Here is a 17,812-nt window from a genome sequence, read left to right as displayed (position 1 = left end):
CCACATGGCAGAAGCAAGCTTGCGCGACGACGCTCGGGTCATCGGATTGGTCGGTATCGCGCACGGCGTGTCGCACTTTTTTCACCTGATCCTGGCCGGGCTGTTCCCTTGGATTAAGGCCGCGTTCGGGTTGAGCTATGCCGAGCTGGGGCTGTTGATGACGGTGTTCTTCGTCGTCTCCGGCATCGGCCAGGCGCTGTCCGGCTTCATCGTCGATCGCGTGGGCGCGCGCGCGGTGCTGTTTGCCGGGCTGGCGCTGCTGGGCGCCAGCGCGCTGGTGCTGGCCAGCGCGCCCAACTACGCCTTGCTGCTGGCCGGCTCGATGCTGGCCGGCTGCGGCAACGCCGTCTTCCATCCGGCCGACTACACCTTGCTCAACCAGCGCGTGTCCAAGCCCCGGCTGGCGCACGCGTTCTCGGTGCACGGCGTGTCGGGCAACCTGGGCTGGGCCGCCGCGCCCGTGTTCCTCGCGGCCGTGGCCGCCTTGTCGAACTGGCGCGTCGCGCTGGTGGCCGCCGCGCTGATCCCGTTCGGCGTGCTGGCGCTGTTGCTGCTCAACCGCAGCGTGCTGCGCACCGTCGCCGCCCCGGCTCGGCCTGCCGCCCGGGAAGAGGGCGGTTCCTTCGATTTCCTGCGCCTGCCGCAAGTCTGGATGTGTTTTGGTTTTTTCTTCCTGACGGCGGTGGCGCTGGCCGGGATCCAGAGCTTTGCCTCGACCGCGCTGGTGGCCACCTACGGCATCTCGCTGGCCGCGGCCACGAGCGCCTACACCATCTATATGCTGGCTTCGGCAGGCGGCATGGTGATGGGCGGCTTCTTTGCCGCGCGCTCCAGCAACCATGACCGCACCATCGCGTTCGCCTTTACGCTGGCCGCCGTGCTGGCGCTGCTGCTCGCGGCCGGCGTGGTGCCGGGGCCGCTGGTGGTGGTGCTGATGGGCCTGATCGGCCTGGCCTCCGGCGTGGCCGGCCCCTCGCGCGACCTGTTGATCCGCAGCGCCGCGCCCAAGAATGCCACCGGCCGTGTGTTCGGCGTGGTCTATTCGGGGCTGGACAGCGGGCTTGCGCTCGGCCCCTTGCTGTTCGGCGCGCTGATGGATGCCAGCCACCCGGCCTGGGTGTTCGTCGGCATTGCGCTGTTCCAGGCGCTGGCTATCGCCACTGCCGTCACGGTCGGCACCCGCCGCACTCCCTCCCTGCAAAACGCCTGAACCGCCGCGGTTCGGCTTTCCCCGCGCGCCGCCCCGGCGCGCGTTCCCTGCGCTGACGCGCTCCTTTCGTTGCCTGCAGTCAACTCCCACGCCGCAGCAAAACCTACCATGGGTTGAACGGGTGATCGGGCTCGGCATTTCAGATCGCGGTTACCCCATTGCGCAATGCGAAAAATGGCGCCGAGAAATCGAAGCCACATATTCCATTTTGAGAAATTTCATTTCGCATCATGGAAGAGAGAAGCTAAGTATAGGAATTTAAAGCGAAAAATTTTAGTTGTGTGTCTTATAGAAGACCTGTGCTGCTGCGCACAAGCCGGCCTATCATTTGTATCAACGGATTCGGTTTTCCAACTTCGCTTACCTCATTAGGAGAAACACCATGGCAACTCGCGAACAGCAAATCTCGGCACTGAAAAAGGATTGGGAAACCAACCCCCGCTGGAAAGGCGTTGAGCGCGCCTACACCGCCGAGGACGTCGTGCGCCTGCGTGGTTCGGTCCAGATCGACCACACCCTGGCCCGCCGCGGCGCCGAAAAACTGTGGGACCTGATCAACAATGAAGCCTACGTCAACGCCCTCGGCGCACTGACCGGCAACCAGGCCATGCAGCAAGTCAAGGCTGGCCTGAAGGCCATCTACCTGTCCGGCTGGCAGGTCGCCGGCGACGCCAACCTGGCTGGCGAAATGTACCCGGACCAGTCGCTGTACCCGGCCAACTCGGTGCCGGCTGTGGTCCGTCGCATTAACAACACCTTCCAGCGCGCCGACCAGATCCAATGGTCCGAAGGCAAAGACGACATCGACTTCTTCGCCCCGATCGTGGCCGACGCAGAAGCCGGCTTCGGCGGCGTGCTCAACGCCTTCGAACTGATGAAGTCCATGATCGAAGCGGGCGCCGCCGGCGTGCACTTCGAAGACCAGCTCGCTTCGGTCAAGAAGTGCGGCCACATGGGTGGCAAGGTGCTGGTGCCCAGCCGTGAAGCAGTCGAGAAGCTGACCGCAGCCCGCCTGGCAGCCGACGTCATGGGCGTGCCGACCATCCTGGTGGCCCGTACCGACGCCGAAGCGGCCGACCTGCTGACCGCCGACGTGGACCCCAACGACAAGCCGTTCTGCACCGGCGAGCGCACCGTGGAAGGCTTCTTCCGCGTGAAACCGGGCCTGGAGCAGGCAATCTCGCGCGGCCTGGCCTACGCCCCGTACGCCGACCTCGTGTGGTGCGAAACTGGCAAGCCGGACCTGGCCTACGCCAAGGCTTTCGCCGACGCGATCCACGCCAAGTTCCCGGGCAAGATGCTGGCCTACAACTGCTCGCCGTCGTTCAACTGGAAGAAAAACCTGGACGACGCCACCATCGCCAAGTTCCAGAAAGAGCTGGGCGCCATGGGCTACAAGTTCCAGTTCATCACGCTGGCCGGCTTCCACGCACTGAACTACAGCATGTTCAACCTGGCCCACGGCTACGCACGCCGCGGCATGTCGGCCTTCGTCGAGCTGCAGGAATCGGAATTCGCCGCTGCCGAGAAGGGCTTCACCGCCGTCAAGCACCAGCGCGAAGTCGGCACCGGCTACTTTGACGCCGTGACCCAGACCATCCAGCAGAACCAGAGCTCGACCACCGCACTGCACGGCTCGACCGAAGACGAACAGTTCTTCGACGAGAAGAAGGTCGCCTAAACGGCTTTTGCAGGGTCTTCGCCGCAGCGGGTTGTCGTGCCCGCTGCGGCGTTTTTTCGTCCGTGCTTGGGACGGCGTGGCGTTCTAAGCGATAATGCCGGATTACGGACGGGATCCCACCTATGCTCAGCTATCGCCACGCCTTCCACGCCGGTAACCACGCCGACGTCCTCAAGCACTTCGTGCAGGTGCAACTGCACAAGTACATGAACCAGAAGGACACGGCCTACACCTACATCGACACCCACTCGGGCGCCGGGGTGTACGCGCTCGACAGCGACTACGCTTCCAAGAACGCCGAGTACGCGACCGGCATCGGCCCGTTGTGGGACTGCCGCGACATGCCCGAGCCGCTGGCCGAGTACGTGGACCTGGTGCGTGCGATGAACCCGAGTGGCAAGCTGCGCTACTACCCGGGCTCGCCCTACATCGCCGAGCAGATGGCGCGCGAGCAGGACCGCCTGCGCCTGTTCGAGCTGCATCCCACCGACAGCAAGGTGCTGGCCGAGAACTTCCGCAAGCTCGAAGCGCACAAGGCCGAGCAGGGCCAGCGCGCGCGCGGGCGCCGCGTGATGATCGAGCGCGGCGACGGTTTCCTGAGCCTGAAGGCCTTGCTGCCGCCACCGTCGCGCCGCGCGCTGGTGCTGATCGATCCGCCGTATGAAGTCAAGGACGACTACCGCCGCGTCAAGGATGCGCTGGACGAGGCGCTCGGCCGCTTCCCGTCGGGCATCTACGCAGTGTGGTACCCCGTGCTGCAGCGCATGGAGTCGCGCCAGTTCGCCGACAAGCTCAAGCGCCTGCCGGCCAAGGAATGGCTGCACGTCACGCTCACGATTTCCACCCCCACGCCGGATGGCGTCGGCCTGCACACGAGCGGCATGTTCATCCTGAACCCGCCGTACACGCTCGAACCGCTGCTGCGCCAGGTGATGCCTTACCTGGTACGGGTACTGGGCAAGGATGCCGCCGCCACCTTCCATATCGAAAAGGGCACGCAAGTGACCGGCGCCGCCGCCGCGCGCACCGGCGCGGGCCCGCGCCAGCCGGTCGGCAATGCGCGCCGCGCCAGCCCGCTGGCCGGCACCGGCAGCCTGCGCCTGCCCGGACAGTCGATGCGTGCGGACGAAGACCGGCAAAAGCCGGCCGGCCCGCAGCGCGAGGCAGCGCCGGGCAATCGCCAGGCACGTCCGGCGGCACAGGGCGCGCGCCAGGAGCGTCCTGCAGTGCAGGGCAGGGAAGGCCGGCCCGCTGGCCCGGCGCGCCCCAAAGGTTTTGCCGGCCCGGGCCGCGGCGGTGGCCGTCGCGGATAAGGCACGCGATTCGATGTCGAAATGCTAAGTTTGGCGTTTATGTAGTATATTCGGTATGGGCGCGCAAAAGACACAGGCCTGCCCTTGCCGCACCTTCCGGTGTAGCAACGTTTCCGGGAGTTTTTACATGCATGCCGAAGCAGTGGCAGTCTCGTCCACGCCCTCCGAAGAATTTTTCCTGGCGCGCCAGCCCATCCTTGGCCGCGACCAGCACCTTGTGGCCTTCGAGCTGCTGTTTCGCGCCGCCGGCGAGCACGACGATGCACAGATGACCAATGGCGCGGCCGCCACGGCCGCCGTGATCTCGCACGCCTCGCAACTGGGCATGGAGCAGGTCGTGGGCGACCAGCTGGCATTCGTCAACGCCGACGAAGACGTGCTGATGAGCGACTTCGTGCGTTTCCTCCCGCCGCATAAAGTTATCCTCGAAATCCTCGAAACCGTCAAGCCAACCGAGCGGTTGCTGGCGCGCGTGGCCGAGCTCAAGCAGCTCGGCTTCAAGTTCGCGCTGGACGACGTGGTGGACCGTTCCGCCGACGTGGAGCAGCTGGTCGAGCTGGTGGACGTGGTGAAGGTCGACTTGCAGGGCATCGACCACGCGCTCCTGCCCAGGCTGGCCGCCTCGCTGCGCAGGCCGAGCAAAAAGCTGCTGGCCGAAAAGGTCGAGACCGTGGACGAGTTCAACATGTGCATGGACCTGGGCTTCGACTATTTCCAGGGCTACTATTTCGCGCGCCCGGCCATCCTGTCGGGCAAGAAGATTTCGCCGTCAGAAATGGCGATTCTGCATTTGCTTGAGCTGATCAACTCCAAGGCGGACGAGCAGGCGGTCGAGTCTGCCGTCAAGCGCGACGCCCTGATCAGCCTGAACCTGCTCAGGCTGGTGAACAGCCGTGCCGCCGGCACCGGGCGCCGTATCGAATCGGTGACCGAGGCGCTGGCGCTGCTGGGCCGCAGCCAGTTGCAGCGCTGGCTGCAGATCCTGCTCTACACCGCCCCGGGCGGCCGCGTCGAGCTCAATTCGCCGCTGCTGCAGATGGCGACCACGCGCGGCAAGCTGCTCGAGCTGATCACGCAAAAAGTGCGGCCGGGCGACGCCGCCAGCGCCGAGCGCGCGTTCACGGTGGGGGTGCTGTCGCTGGCCGATGCGCTGTTCTCGATCCCGATGGGCGAGATCCTGTCGCGGGTCGAGGTGTCCGACGACGTGCGCGCCGCGCTGCTGGAGCGCACCGGCGACTTTGGCCTGATGCTGAAGGTGGCCGAAATGCTGGAAAACGCCGAGTGCGGCAAGGTGCTGTCCGGCTTGCTCAGGAAGCTGGGCCTGACCGTCAAGGCGATGCGCGAGATCGAGCTGGCGGCGTTCGAGTGGGTGCAGGAGCTGGCTTACGAGGTGCATTAAGCACTGCGCCAGGACTTGGCTGAGACATGTAGGGTGGGCAGGTTTCCTGCCCACGCGTTCAGCTAGTGCCAGCTTGGGTTGGACGCGTGGGCAGCAAGCTGCCCACCCTACGCGCTTACTGTCCGAGCAGTAAAAACACCGTCGGCTTCTTGTGGAAGTCCGGCCCCTTGCCCGCGGCCAGCGCCGCCTTCCACTTCGCCGCCGTCATCGTGCGCACCGACTCGCTCGCCAGCGACAGGTCGGTCGCCACGCACACCAGCGTCCCCGGCTGGCATGCCGCCACCAGCGCCTCCAGCATCGCCGCATTGCGATACGGCGTCTCGATGAAGAGCTGCGTCTGTTTTTCCTTGCGCGAGCGCTGTTCCAGCTCGCGGATCCGCTTGGCGCGCTGCTCCGCATCGGTCGGCAGGTAGCCGTTGAAGGCAAAGCTTTGCCCGTTCAGGCCGCTGGCCATCACGGACAGCAACAGCGACGACGGCCCCACCAGCGGGCGCACCGGCACCCCGTGCTGGTGTGCCAGGCGCACCAGGTCCGCGCCCGGGTCGGCCACCGCGGGCACGCCGGCTTCGGACACCAGGCCCGCGTCGCGTCCGGCCAGCAGCGGTTCCAGCAGGGCGGCGAGCGCTTGCGCCGGCGTGTTCACGTTCAGCTCGGCGATCTGGATTTCCTGCAACGGCCGGGCGAGCGGATGGCGCGCGCCGACCAGCTTCAGGAAGGCGCGCGTGGTCTTCGCGTTCTCGCCGACGAAATAGTCCAGGCGCGAGGCGATCGCCTGCACCTGTTCGGGCAGGATCTGGGCCAGTGCGTCAGGCTCGGCCGGGCCGAGGGTGTTGGGGATCAGGTAAAGAGTTCCAGGCATATCGGCAAAGTGTGAGCCGTCGTTCCCGCGCAGGCGGGAACCCATAGGCCGCGTGAATGCCGGCTCAGCATGGGTTCCCGCCTGCGCGGGAACGACGGGTGGGCTAACGATACAAATTACAGGTCAAAAAATGAAACACCGGCGCGGCGCAGCATGGTGGTCAGCGCAATCAGCGGCAGGCCGGTGAGCGCGGTCGGGTCGCTGCTGTCGATCCGCTCCAATAGCGCAATCCCCAGCCCTTCGTTCTTGGCGCTGCCGGCGCAGTCGTAGGGCTGTTCGATGCGCAGGTAGGCGTCCAGCTCGGCGTCGGGCAGGTCGCGAAACGCCACCACCACCTGCACGTCCTGCAGCTGCGCGGCCTGCTCCGGGTCCGCTACCCGCCCGTCCCACAGGCACAGCGCGGTGTGGAATACCACCTCGCGCCCGCGCATCTTTTGCAGCTGGGCCAGCGCCGCGGCGTGGCTGCCCGGCTTGCCGATCTGCTCGCCATCGAGCGTGGCGACCTGGTCCGACCCGATGACGAGGGCGCCCGGCGCCCTGGCCGCCACCGCGCGTGCTTTTTCGCGCGCCAGCCGCAGCGCGGTGTCGGTCGGCGCTTCGCCCGCCAGCGGCGTCTCGTCGATGCCGGGCGCGACCGCATCGAACGGCAGCTGCAGCCGCGCCAGCAGTTCACGCCGGTAGGCCGAGCTGGATGCGAGGATCAGGCGCGGGACAGGGGAACTTGGTATCATCTCGGGCGCTCAAAAGAATTCATAAGAAAAACAGATAGTTAGGCCATCCCCAGAAGCAAAGCCGATGAATACTTGAGCCTGTTGCAACAGCGTTTGCGCCAGGCCTAAAAAAACCGTGTAAGTCTTTGACTCTTCGGGGATAAGCCTGTTATTATCGCAGGTTTTCCGGGTCCGATTTCTCCAATGAGCGCTTTTGTCATCGACGCTTTCGAATTTTGTCGAAACAACGGCTACCGCGAAGGCGTCACGCCAGTCGCTGAAATGACCCGGTTGGCGGCCGATTGCGCCGATCAGACTGGCGAGATTCGCTGGTCGATCCAGGGCGGCACGACGCCGCAAGGCTACCCGTCGCTCACGCTGTCGGTGGCCGGCACCGTGCAGCTGGTGTGCCAGCGCTGCCTGCAGCCGTTTGGCTACGAGATCGATTCGTCCACCGTGCTGGTGCTCGGGCGCGACGACGAAGAGGCAGACGAGATCGAGGAGCTGCTCGATGACGAGCGCATCGACGTGATTGTCGGCAGCAACTGCTGCGACATCCGCGACCTGCTGGAAGACGAGGCCCTGCTGGCCCTGCCGCAGTCGCCGAAGCACGAGGTGTGCCCGGATACCAGCCTGCTGGACTCCGTCAAGGCCGAGAAGGTTTCGCCGTTCGCCGGCCTGAAGAACCTGAAATCCGAATAAGCGGTACTGAGCAAGCAGTACAAGAACAAGCAGTAAGTCAAGAACGTGTCAAACGCGTGCAGTAGTCGAGTACGTCTAGCAGTAAGTGAGTAGGGCAGCGTTTTAAACGTGATTCGGCAGAGATTGCCGATGGGATACTCGATGCGCATGTATTTGCAAGTCGAATGTGTTAGAATTTTAGAACTTATGTATTAGGAGTCATCATGGCAGTTCAGCAGAATAAGAAATCCCCGTCCAAGCGCGGCATGCACCGTTCGCACGATTTCCTCGTGGCGCCGAACCTGGCTGTCGAGCCGACCACTGGTGAAACGCACCTGCGTCACCACATCAGCCCGAACGGTTTCTACCGTGGCCGTAAAGTCCTCAAGACCAAGAACGACGAGTAATCGACGTTTGTCGTAACATGAAAGCGGTGCAACGTACCTGGTTGGCGTGGCGCCGCTTTTTCTTTGTCTTCGGCTGCAATCCAAGCTTGCACACCGTCATTTTGAATACCGCCGACCCTGGCTGGCCACGAGCCATGCGCAGGTCGATTTGCGCCGTCCGCTAGGTTTGAACTGCGGCACGACCCCGACAAATGACAATTAAAATCTCCATCGACTGCATGGGTGGCGATCACGGCCCCGCGGTCACGATCCCGGCAGCCATTTCCTTCCTCAAGCAGGAATCGGAAGCGGAACTCATTCTCGTCGGCCGCGAAGACGAACTTCGCGCCGAACTCAAGAAACAACATGCCGACAGCCACCCGCGCCTGTCGGTGAAAAACGCCACCGAAGTGGTGGCCATGGACGACCCGATCGAAGTGGCGCTGCGCCGCAAGAAGGATTCGTCGATGCGCGTGGCCATCGAGCTGGTCAAGGATGGCAGCGCCAACGCCTGCGTCTCGGCCGGCAACACCGGCGCGCTGATGGCCGTCTCGCGCTACGTGCTCAAGACCATGGCCGACGTCGATCGTCCCGCCATCTGCTCGATCCTGCCCAACGAAAAGGGTAAACCCACCTACATGCTCGACCTTGGCGCCAACGTCGATTGCGAGCCGCACCACCTGCACCAGTTCGCGATCATGGGCTCGGTGCTGTGCTCGGCCATGGAAGGCATCGGCAAGCCGACCATCGGCCTGCTCAACGTGGGTACCGAGGACATCAAGGGCAACGAAGTGGTCAAGGCCACCGCCACCCTGCTGCGCGCCGACCACGAGCGCGGCGCACTCAATTTCTATGGCAACATCGAAGGCAACGACATCTTCAAGGGCACGACCGACGTCGTGGTCTGCGACGGTTTCGTGGGCAACGTCACGCTCAAGGCGATCGAGGGTCTGGCGCACTTTTTCAAGTCGGCCTTCCGCGACAACCTGCTGTCGATGCTCGGCGCGCTGATCGCCTACAAGTCGCTCAAGAAGCTCAATCCGAAGAGCTACAACGGCGCGGGCCTCCTGGGCCTGAAGGGCCTGGTGTTCAAGAGCCACGGCGGCGCCGATGCCTACGGCTTCGAATGGGCGATCCGGCGCGCCTTCGATGCCGCCAAATACAACGTGCAAGAGCAGCTCTCGACGATGATCGCCGAGCTGATGCCCAAGTCCACCCCTGCCGAAGCGCCCGGCGCAACCATCAAGCAGAGTTCAGTATGACCGTGTACAGCAAAATCATCGGCACCGGCAGCTACCTGCCGGCAAGGCGTGTGACCAACCACGACCTGGCCGCGCAACTGGCCGCCAAGGGCATCGAGACCTCGGACGAGTGGATCGTCACGCGCAGCGGCATCTCCGCGCGCCACTACGCCGAACCGGGCCAGAATGCCTCGGACCTGGCGGTCGAAGCGGCCAGGAAGGCGCTCGACATGGCCGGCAAGAGCCCGGCCGACATTGACCTGGTGATCGTCGCCAGCTCCACCCCCGACTTCCTCGGCAGCTTCCCGAGCACCGCCTGCATCGTGCAGAAAAAGCTGGGCATGACCAGCGGCGGCGCGGCATTCGACGTGCAGGCCGTGTGCAGCGGCTTCGTGTACGCGGTGTCGGTGGCCGACGCCTTCATCAAGTCGGGCGCGCACAAGAACGTGCTCGTGATCGGCGCCGAAGTCTTCTCGCGCATCCTCGATTTCGCGGACCGCACCACCTGTGTGCTGTTCGGCGACGGCGCCGGCGCCGTGGTGATGACCGCCTCGAACGAGCCGGGCATCTTGGCCACCAAGCTGCACGCGGACGGCAGCCACGCCGACATCCTGTCGGTGCCGGGCAACCTGGCCGACGGCGCGCTGGCGGGCAGCGGCTACCTGTACATGGATGGCCAGGCTGTGTTCAAGCTGGCCGTCAAGGTGCTGGAAGAAGTGGCGACCGAAGCACTGGCAGCGGCGCAGATGCAGCCGTCGGACATCGACTGGCTGATCCCGCACCAGGCCAACATCCGCATCATGAAGGGCACCGCCAAAAAGCTGAAGCTGCCCGAAGAAAAGATGGTCGTGACCGTGGATCAGCACGGCAACACCTCGGCCGCCTCGATCCCGCTGGCGCTGGACCAGGCGGTGCGCGACGGCCGCGTCAAGCCCGGCCAGAACGTGCTGATGGAAGGCGTGGGCGGCGGCTTCACCTGGGGCGCGATCCTCGCGCGCATGTGATCTGACACGTAGGGTGGGCACTTGTGCCCACGCGGTGATGCGCGCCGCGTGACCGACCGCGTGGGCTCGAGAGCCCACCCTACAAATGCGGGATGCCCCGCAACGTCCAAAAAAACGAAAGAGATAACGATGACCAAATTCGCATTCCTCTTCACGGGCCAGGGCGCCCAGGCCGTCGGCATGCTGAACGGCTTTGCCGGCAACAAGGTCGTGGCCGACACCGTGGCCGAAGCCTCCGACGCGCTGGGCATGGACATCGGCAAGCTGATCGCCGAAGGCCCGAAGGAAGAGCTGGACCTGACCACCAACACCCAGCCGGTGATGCTGACCGCAGCCGTGGCCGTGTACCGCGCGTGGATCGCCGCGGGCGGCAAGGCGCCGTCCGTGGTCGCCGGCCACAGCCTGGGCGAATACTCGGCACTGGTGGCCGCCGGCGTGATCCCGTTCAAGGACGCCGTGCCGCTGGTGCGTTTCCGCGCCCAGTCGATGCAGGAAGCGGTCCCGGTCGGGCAGGGCGGCATGGCCGTGATCCTGGGCCTGTCGGCCGACGACGTGCGCGCCGTGTGCGCCGAAGCCCAGGCTGCAGTCCCGGGCGAAGTGGCCGAAGCCGTCAACTTCAACGAGCCGACCCAGATCGTGATCGCCGGCCACACCGCGGCCGTCGAGAAGGCCTGCGAGATCGCCAAGGCCAAGGGCGCCAAGCGCGCCATGAAGCTGGCCGTGTCGGCACCGTTCCACTCGTCGCTGCTCAAGCCCGCATCGGACCGCCTGCGCGACTACATGGCCAAGCTCACCTTCGCCGCACCGCAGATCGACGTGATCAACAACGTGGACGTGGCCGTGGTCAGCGACCCCGAGCAGATCAAGGACGCGCTGGTGCGCCAGGCGGCCGGCGCCGTACGCTGGGTCGAAACCATGCAGAAGATGGCGGCCAGCGGCGTGACCCAGGTGGTCGAGTGCGCGCCGTCCAAGACGCTGATCGGCATGGCCAAGCGCATCGATCCGGTGCTGGTGGGCGAAGCGCTGATGGATCAGGAATCGCTGGAACGTGTGTTGAGTGCTCTCAACCAGGCCTGAGGGGCCGCTGTAGTATCGTGACCGTCGTTTAAGAAAGAGGACATCAATGAACCTGGAAAACCAAATCGCCCTCGTCACCGGCGCTTCGCGCGGCATCGGCAAGGCCATCGCCCTCGAGCTGGCCCGCCAGGGCGCCAAGGTGGTCGGCACCGCCACCACCGAGTCGGGCGCGGAGGCGATCAGCGGCTACCTGGCCGAGTTCGGCGGCAAGGGCGTGGTGCTGAACGTGACCAACGCCGAGCAGTGCGGCGCGGTGATCGACGACGTGGCCAAAACCTTTGGCGCCGTCACCATCCTGGTCAACAACGCCGGCATCACCAAGGACCAGCTGGCCATGCGCATGAAGGACGAGGAGTGGGACGACGTGATCGCCACCAACCTGACCGCGGTGGGCCGCCTGTCGCGCGCGGTGCTGCGCGGGATGATGAAGGCCAAGCATGGGCGTATCATTAACATTACCTCGGTGGTCGGCGCGGCCGGCAATCCGGGCCAGATGAACTACGCTGCCGCCAAGGCGGGCGTGGCCGGCATGAGCCGCGCGCTGGCCCGCGAAATCGGCAGCCGCAACATCACGGTCAACTGCGTCGCGCCGGGTTTCATCGACACCGACATGACCAAGGCATTGGGCGAGGGCCAGCACGAGGCGCTGCTCACGCAAATCCCGCTGGGCCGCCTGGGCGCGCCGGAAGACATCGCGCATGCGGTCGCCTTCCTGGCCGGCCCGCAGGCTGCCTACATCACGGGCACGACCCTGCACGTGAACGGCGGCATGTACATGAACTGATGCAAACGCGCGCCGGTTCGGGCATAGTGCCTGGTACGAACCGGCGGGGCGTATGGCAGAGTTCCCGTCTTTTAGCAGTAATTGCGGCCGAATTGGCCGCAGACGTTGAAAATAGTTTTTCGGCGCGCAAACCTGATAAAATGCGCGCACTTTCCGCAACACATACCTAAATGGAGCCATAACATGTCGGATATCGAACAACGCGTTAAAAAAATCGTCGCTGAGCAACTGGGCGTTGCCGAAGCAGACATCAAAATCGACTCTTCGTTCGTTGACGATCTCGGCGCAGATTCCCTCGATACCGTTGAACTGGTGATGGCACTGGAAGACGAGTTCGAAATGGAAATCCCGGACGAGCAGGCCGAGAAGATCACCACCGTGCGTCAAGCCATCGAGTACGCACAAGCGCACGTCAAGGCCTAAGCTGTCCAGTTTCCAGGAGAATCGCTTGAGTTCACGCAACCGTCGTGTCGTCGTGACCGGCCTGGGCTGCGTTTCCCCGATCGGCAATACCATTGCCGATGCGTGGAGTGCAGCACTCGCAGGCAAGTCGGGCATCGCGAATATCACCAAGTTCGATGCGACCTCGTTCTCGACCCGCTTCGCCGGCGAGGTGAAGAACTTCAACGTCGAGGACTACCTGCCTGGCAAGGAAGGCCGCCACATGGATACGTTTATCCATTTCGGCATGGCCGCCGGCATCCAGGCACTGGCCGACAGCGGCATTGAAGTCACCGACGCCAACGCTGACCGCATCGGTGTCATCGTCGGTTCCGGCATCGGCGGCCTGCCGATGATCGAAGCCACCAAGGAAGAATACGACAGCCGCGGCCCGCGCCGCATCTCGCCGTTCTTCGTGCCGGCCTCGATCATCAACATGATCTCGGGCGACCTCTCGATCAAGTTCGGCCTGCGCGGCCCGAACCTGGCGATCGTCACCGCCTGCACCACCGGCCTGCACTGCATCGGCGCGGCGGCCCGCCTGATCGAGTACGGCGATGCCGACGTGATGATCGCCGGCGGCGCCGAATCGACCGTCTCGCCGCTGGGCCTGGGCGGCTTCGCCTCGGCACGCGCACTGTCCTCGCGCAACGACGATCCGGCAACGGCATCGCGTCCGTGGGACCGCGACCGCGACGGCTTCGTGCTGGGCGAGGGCGCCGGTGTGATGGTGCTCGAAGAGTACGAACACGCCAAGGCGCGCGGCGCCAAGATCTACGCCGAGGTGATCGGCTTCGGCATGAGCGCCGACGCCAACCACATCACCGCGCCGGTGGAAGATGGCAGCGGCGCGTCGCGCTGCATGGTGTCGGCCCTGAACTATGCCGGCATCAACCGCGACCAGGTCAACTACATCAACGCGCACGGCACCTCGACGCCGGCTGGCGACCTGGCTGAAGTGCAGGGCATCAAGCGCACCTTCGGCGACCACGCCAAGCGCCTGGTGGTCAACTCGACCAAGTCGATGACCGGCCACCTGCTGGGCGGCGCCGGCGGCCTCGAGTCGGTGTTCACCGTGCTGGCGATCCACAACCAGGTGTCGCCGCCGACGATCAACATCTTCAACCAGGACCCCGCTTGCGACCTGGACTTCTGCGCCAACGAGGCGCGCGAGATGAAGATCGACTACGCAGTCAAGAACTCGTTCGGCTTCGGCGGTACCAACGGTACCCTGGTGTTCGCAAAGGTCTGAGTTTTCTGAACCTTCCCAGCCCGCCCTTGTCAAAAAGGGTGGGCTGATCCGCCTGGCTGTGGCCGGCGCTTCTTAATTTTTCCCTCAGTACGTTTCCTCATGTCGATTGCGGTATCCGCCATCGTCGTGCCCTCGCGCCGCCTGCGTGCGCTCGTCGCGCTCTTTGGCTTGTGCAATGCGGCGGCCGCGCTCGCCGTGGGCGGCGTGCTGCGCGAACGCTTTGCGCTGGCGCCCCTGTCCGCGCTGTTTTTCCTGGTCGCAGCAGCATGCTTGCTGCATACCGCGGCGCGGCACGGAAAGACGCACCGGATTGATGTATCTGGACTCGGGCAGCTACGCCTGACGGTACAACAGGACGTGGACGTGCAGGATGCGAGCAGCGCGCCGGCGGCAACGGGCGTCGCGCTGGTGGCCGGTTCGACGGTATGGCCGCAGCTGATGCTGTTGCTGCTGCGCGCGGATGACGGCGCGCTCACGGTGCTGCCGGTCCTGCGCGACAGTGTTGCGCCGCAGCAGTTTCGCGCGCTCGCGGTGGCGCTGCGCGCTGCCGCTGGCCGCCACGGACAAGCGCCGGCACCGGATGCCGGCGTGCCGTACCGCCCATATGCAGGGGAACACAAAATACTTTGAACTTATTGCAGCGGGCCAACTCTTAAGCAACAGGGGGCGCCGCTGCAGCCAATGGGGCATGGTCAGTGACGACAGAACGCGAGTGTGATCAATTGCTGGTCGAACGCGTCCAGGCCGGCGACCGGCAGGCGTTCGACCTGCTGGTGGCCAAGTATCAGCGCAGGCTGATGCGGCTCGTGTCGCGCCTCGTGCACGACCCGGCCGAAGCGGAAGACGTGGTGCAGGAAACCTTCATCAAGGCGTTCCGGGCACTGCGGCACTTCCGTGGCGATTCGGCGTTTTATACATGGCTGTACAGGATTGGAATCAACACGGCAAAAAATTTTCTCGTCACACAGGGCAGGCGCGCACCCACCTCGACCGAGGCCGATGCCGAGCGCGCCGAAGCGTTTGACGATGCGGACAGCTTGCGGGACATAAACACGCCGGAGTCGGTGTTGGCCAGCAAGCAAATCGCTTATACGGTCAATGCCGCGATGGAAGCCTTGCCGCTCGAACTGAGAACGGCAATCGTCCTTCGCGAAATTGAAGGATTAAGCTACGAGGAAATCTCCGAAGTGATGGCCTGTCCCATAGGCACCGTGCGCAGCAGGATCTTCCGGGCACGCGAAGTCATCGCCGAGAAATTGAAGCCCTTGCTCGATTTCCCGGTTGACAAACGTCGGTAGGTAGCGATGATCTTAAGTAAGACCAGGTGATGTTTTGATCACTTACCTACGTGATGGATAAGATGGAAACCAACAAAAAAATCCGTGAGCACATCTCCGCCCTTTGTGACGGCGAACTACCGACAGGCGACCTTGAGCTGGCATTTGCCGGCCTGCATACGGCTGACGGCCATCACGCATGGGAAGTTTACCACCGAATCGGCGACGTGTTGAGGTCGCAGGGCGCGCAAGACCTGTCGCCGGGCTTCACCGAGCGCCTTGGCGCGCGCCTGGCGGCCGAGCCGCTGCCGTCGCGCCGCCGGGCCGAGGCCGTGGCCGAGATCGAGCCCAAGCCGGCTGTCGCCGTCGCGTCGCGGCCCTGAGCGCAAGATTCCGCCTCCACGTTTTCCCCGTAGGCTGGGCTCTCGAGCCCACCGTCCGTCACGCGGCGCGTGCACACGCGTGGGCACAAGTGCCCACCCTACGTCCGTCGCTCGGCCGGAATCAGAACGCCCGACCAGAACTACAGCCGACCGCCACCCAGCCCCGCGACACGGCACAGTGATTTCGCTTACCATAACGTCAATTCCCCACCCGATCGATTGATCCTATGACAAGCAAAACTCGTAGCATGGTCCTGTCGGCGTGCCTGCTTGCGGCCACCGGCGCCTCGTTCTCGCCGCATGCCGGCGCCGCCGCCCCGGTCACCGCGCCCGCCGTGACGGGGCTGCCCGATTTCGCCGACCTGGTCGAGCACGTCGGCCCGGCCGTGGTCAACATCCGCACCACCGAGCGCATCCGCCTGGGCCAGGGGCAGGGCGACGAGGAAATGCAGGAATTCCTGCGCCGCTTCTTTGGCCAGAACGCGCCGCGCGGCCGCCGTGGCGGCCAGCAGGAAGAGATCCAGCGTGGCGTCGGCTCCGGCTTCATCATTTCCCAGGACGGCTACGTGCTGACCAATGCGCACGTGGTCGAGGGTGCGGACGAGGTGACCGTCACGCTGACCGACCGCCGCGAGTTCAAGGCCAAGGTGCTCGGCACCGACATGCGCTCGGACGTCGGCCTGCTCAAGGTGGAAGCGAGCAACCTGCCGACCCTGCGCATCGGCGACTCGAACAAGATCCGGGTCGGCGAATGGGTGATCGCGATCGGCTCGCCGTTCAACCTCGAGAACACCGTCACGGCCGGCATCATCTCGGCCAAGGCGCGCGACACCGGCGAATACCTGCCGCTGATCCAGAGCGACGTGGCGGTGAATCCGGGTAACTCGGGCGGGCCGCTGATCAACATGCGCGGCGAAGTCATCGGCATCAACTCGCAAATCGCCACCTTATCCGGCGGCTACAACGGCATCTCGTTCGCGGTGCCGATCCAGGAAGTGATGCGCGTGGCCGACCAGCTCAAGAAGACCGGCCACGTCACGCGCGGGCGCCTGGGCGTGCAGATCAGCGAAGTGACGCGCGACGTGGCGCAGGCGCTGGGCCTGGAGAAGGCGCGCGGGGCCGAGGTGGCCATGGTCGAGCCGGGCGGTCCGGCAGAAAAAGCCGGCATCAAGGTCGGCGACATCATCCTGCGCTTTAACGGCCAGCCGATCGAGACCACGCGCGACCTGCCGCGCCTGGTGGGCGCATCCAAGGTCGGCAGCCGCGCCACCGTCACGCTGTGGCGGCGCGGCCAGCAGATGGAGGTGCCGGTCACGATCGTCGAGCTGCAGGACGAAAAGCCGGGCGCCAAGCCGCAGCAGAAAAAAGCCCCGGCCGAGACCAACGCGCTGGGCCTGCACGTGACCGACCTGACGCCCGCGCAGCGGCGCGAGCTCAAGTCCGACACCGGCGTGCTGGTCGAGGCGGCCGAGGGCAGGGCGGCAACGGCGGGCATCCTGCCGGGCGACGTGATCCTGCAGCTGGACAATGTTGAGATCAAGAGCGCGAGCCAGTTCAACGGCATCGTCGCCAAGCTCGACCCGAAGAAGGCGGTGGCAGTGCTGGTGCGGCGTGAAGACGTGACCCAGTACCTGGTCATCAAGCCGCGCCAATGACGGCCCGCTTCACGCTCTACTCGCGCAGCTGGTGCCACCTGTGCGAGGACATGCTGGCGGCCCTGCAGCGGCTGGCCCCGCCCGGCCAGCCGTTCGCCGTGGACGTGGTGGACGTGGACGCCGACCCGGCGCTGGTGGCGCGCTTCGACGAGCTGGTGCCGGTGCTGTACGGGCGCCTGGACGAGCCGGAGCTGTGCCATTACTTCCTCGACGAGGCGGCAGTGCGGTCCTACCTGGAGCGAAGCCCGCGCGCCGACCAGGCCGCACCGGTTTGATGCGTCGTTCCCGCGAAGGCGGGAACCCATAGACCGCCGGTCCGGCGCACAAGCAGCAGCACCCGCACCTCGTCGTCCCGGCAAAAGCCGGGACCCATGCCGAGCTTCCGAAGCAGTTGCGCGTAGAACAGCCGCGAACGAACCGAAGTCAGCATGGGTCCCCGCCTTCGCGGGGACGACGGGG

Annotated in this window: 19 protein-coding genes; 17 read left to right on the top strand and 2 right to left on the bottom strand. The window is 65.0% G+C overall.

The window, feature by feature from the left end; all coding sequences use genetic code 11:
- Window positions 1-4 precede the first annotated feature (4 nt).
- From NX774_RS02620 to NX774_RS02605, 4 genes are all read left to right on the top strand, one after another.
- The gene (locus NX774_RS02620) at window positions 5-1,210 is read left to right on the top strand and encodes an MFS transporter (RefSeq protein WP_258820588.1); all 1,206 of its coding nucleotides are present in this window, start codon (window positions 5-7) and stop codon (window positions 1,208-1,210) included.
- Between the two features lie 382 nt (window positions 1,211-1,592).
- Window positions 1,593-2,891 (top strand): isocitrate lyase, encoded by a 1,299-nt coding sequence (gene aceA, locus NX774_RS02615; RefSeq protein ID WP_258820587.1) that lies wholly within the window; start codon window positions 1,593-1,595, stop codon window positions 2,889-2,891.
- 122 nt (window positions 2,892-3,013) lie between these two features.
- Entirely contained in the window at window positions 3,014-4,204 is a 1,191-nt protein-coding gene (locus NX774_RS02610; RefSeq protein WP_258820586.1) for a 23S rRNA (adenine(2030)-N(6))-methyltransferase RlmJ, read from the top strand.
- Window positions 4,205-4,331: 127 nt separating this feature from the next.
- Complete coding sequence (locus NX774_RS02605; protein ID WP_258820585.1) at window positions 4,332-5,603, top strand: EAL and HDOD domain-containing protein; 1,272 nt, start codon at window positions 4,332-4,334, stop codon at window positions 5,601-5,603.
- Window positions 5,604-5,718: 115 nt separating this feature from the next.
- On the opposite strand, the gene NX774_RS02600 is transcribed toward NX774_RS02605, so the two are convergent.
- On the bottom strand, window positions 5,719-6,462 hold the full coding sequence (locus NX774_RS02600; protein ID WP_258820584.1) for an SAM-dependent methyltransferase: 744 nt from the start codon (window positions 6,460-6,462) through the stop codon (window positions 5,719-5,721).
- Between the two features lie 116 nt (window positions 6,463-6,578).
- On the bottom strand, window positions 6,579-7,193 hold the full coding sequence (locus NX774_RS02595; RefSeq protein WP_258820583.1) for a Maf-like protein: 615 nt from the start codon (window positions 7,191-7,193) through the stop codon (window positions 6,579-6,581).
- A gap of 183 nt (window positions 7,194-7,376) precedes the next feature.
- On the opposite strand from NX774_RS02595, the gene NX774_RS02590 reads away from it, so the two are divergent.
- The 13 genes from NX774_RS02590 (at window position 7,377) to NX774_RS02530 (ending at window position 17,628) form a co-directional block, all read left to right on the top strand.
- Window positions 7,377-7,874, top strand: a complete 498-nt coding sequence (locus tag NX774_RS02590) for a YceD family protein (protein ID WP_258820582.1) — start codon at window positions 7,377-7,379, stop codon at window positions 7,872-7,874.
- Between the two features lie 203 nt (window positions 7,875-8,077).
- Complete coding sequence (gene rpmF, locus NX774_RS02585) at window positions 8,078-8,260, top strand: 50S ribosomal protein L32 (protein WP_028104096.1); 183 nt, start codon at window positions 8,078-8,080, stop codon at window positions 8,258-8,260.
- Between the two features lie 191 nt (window positions 8,261-8,451).
- The gene (gene plsX, locus NX774_RS02580; RefSeq protein WP_258820581.1) at window positions 8,452-9,501 is read left to right on the top strand and encodes a phosphate acyltransferase PlsX; all 1,050 of its coding nucleotides are present in this window, start codon (window positions 8,452-8,454) and stop codon (window positions 9,499-9,501) included.
- On the top strand, window positions 9,498-10,484 hold the full coding sequence (locus tag NX774_RS02575) for a beta-ketoacyl-ACP synthase III (RefSeq protein ID WP_258820580.1): 987 nt from the start codon (window positions 9,498-9,500) through the stop codon (window positions 10,482-10,484). Before plsX ends, NX774_RS02575 begins: the two co-directional genes overlap by 4 nt.
- 129 nt (window positions 10,485-10,613) lie before the next feature.
- On the top strand, window positions 10,614-11,561 hold the full coding sequence (gene fabD / locus NX774_RS02570) for an ACP S-malonyltransferase (protein WP_258820579.1): 948 nt from the start codon (window positions 10,614-10,616) through the stop codon (window positions 11,559-11,561).
- A gap of 46 nt (window positions 11,562-11,607) precedes the next feature.
- Window positions 11,608-12,345, top strand: a complete 738-nt coding sequence (gene fabG, locus NX774_RS02565; protein WP_258820578.1) for a 3-oxoacyl-ACP reductase FabG — start codon at window positions 11,608-11,610, stop codon at window positions 12,343-12,345.
- A 183-nt stretch (window positions 12,346-12,528) separates the two neighbouring features.
- Window positions 12,529-12,768 (top strand): acyl carrier protein, encoded by a 240-nt coding sequence (acpP, locus tag NX774_RS02560; protein ID WP_036168404.1) that lies wholly within the window; start codon window positions 12,529-12,531, stop codon window positions 12,766-12,768.
- A gap of 25 nt (window positions 12,769-12,793) precedes the next feature.
- Window positions 12,794-14,038, top strand: coding sequence for a beta-ketoacyl-ACP synthase II (fabF, locus tag NX774_RS02555; protein ID WP_258820577.1), 1,245 nt, complete (start codon window positions 12,794-12,796; stop codon window positions 14,036-14,038).
- Between the two features lie 99 nt (window positions 14,039-14,137).
- Window positions 14,138-14,668, top strand: a complete 531-nt coding sequence (locus tag NX774_RS02550; protein ID WP_258820576.1) for a protein YgfX — start codon at window positions 14,138-14,140, stop codon at window positions 14,666-14,668.
- A 65-nt stretch (window positions 14,669-14,733) separates the two neighbouring features.
- A complete protein-coding gene (rpoE, locus tag NX774_RS02545; RefSeq protein WP_258809917.1) occupies window positions 14,734-15,336 on the top strand; it encodes an RNA polymerase sigma factor RpoE in 603 nt (200 codons plus the stop codon).
- A 62-nt stretch (window positions 15,337-15,398) separates the two neighbouring features.
- A complete protein-coding gene (locus NX774_RS02540; RefSeq protein WP_258820575.1) occupies window positions 15,399-15,698 on the top strand; it encodes a sigma-E factor negative regulatory protein in 300 nt (99 codons plus the stop codon).
- 227 nt (window positions 15,699-15,925) lie between these two features.
- On the top strand, window positions 15,926-17,353 hold the full coding sequence (locus NX774_RS02535) for a DegQ family serine endoprotease (protein WP_258820574.1): 1,428 nt from the start codon (window positions 15,926-15,928) through the stop codon (window positions 17,351-17,353).
- Window positions 17,350-17,628 carry a glutaredoxin family protein gene (locus NX774_RS02530; protein WP_258820573.1) on the top strand — a complete coding sequence of 93 codons (279 nt, stop codon included), beginning with the start codon at window positions 17,350-17,352 and terminating at the stop codon, window positions 17,626-17,628. The genes NX774_RS02535 and NX774_RS02530 overlap by 4 nt, the downstream gene beginning before the upstream one ends.
- Window positions 17,629-17,812: the final 184 nt, after the last annotated feature.

The organism is Massilia agilis, assembly GCF_024756255.1.
GTDB classification, from domain to species: Bacteria; Pseudomonadota; Gammaproteobacteria; order Burkholderiales; family Burkholderiaceae_D; genus Telluria; species Telluria agilis.
The sequence above is the reverse complement of the archived record's forward strand: the minus strand, read 5'-3'. Positions and strand labels throughout refer to the sequence as shown.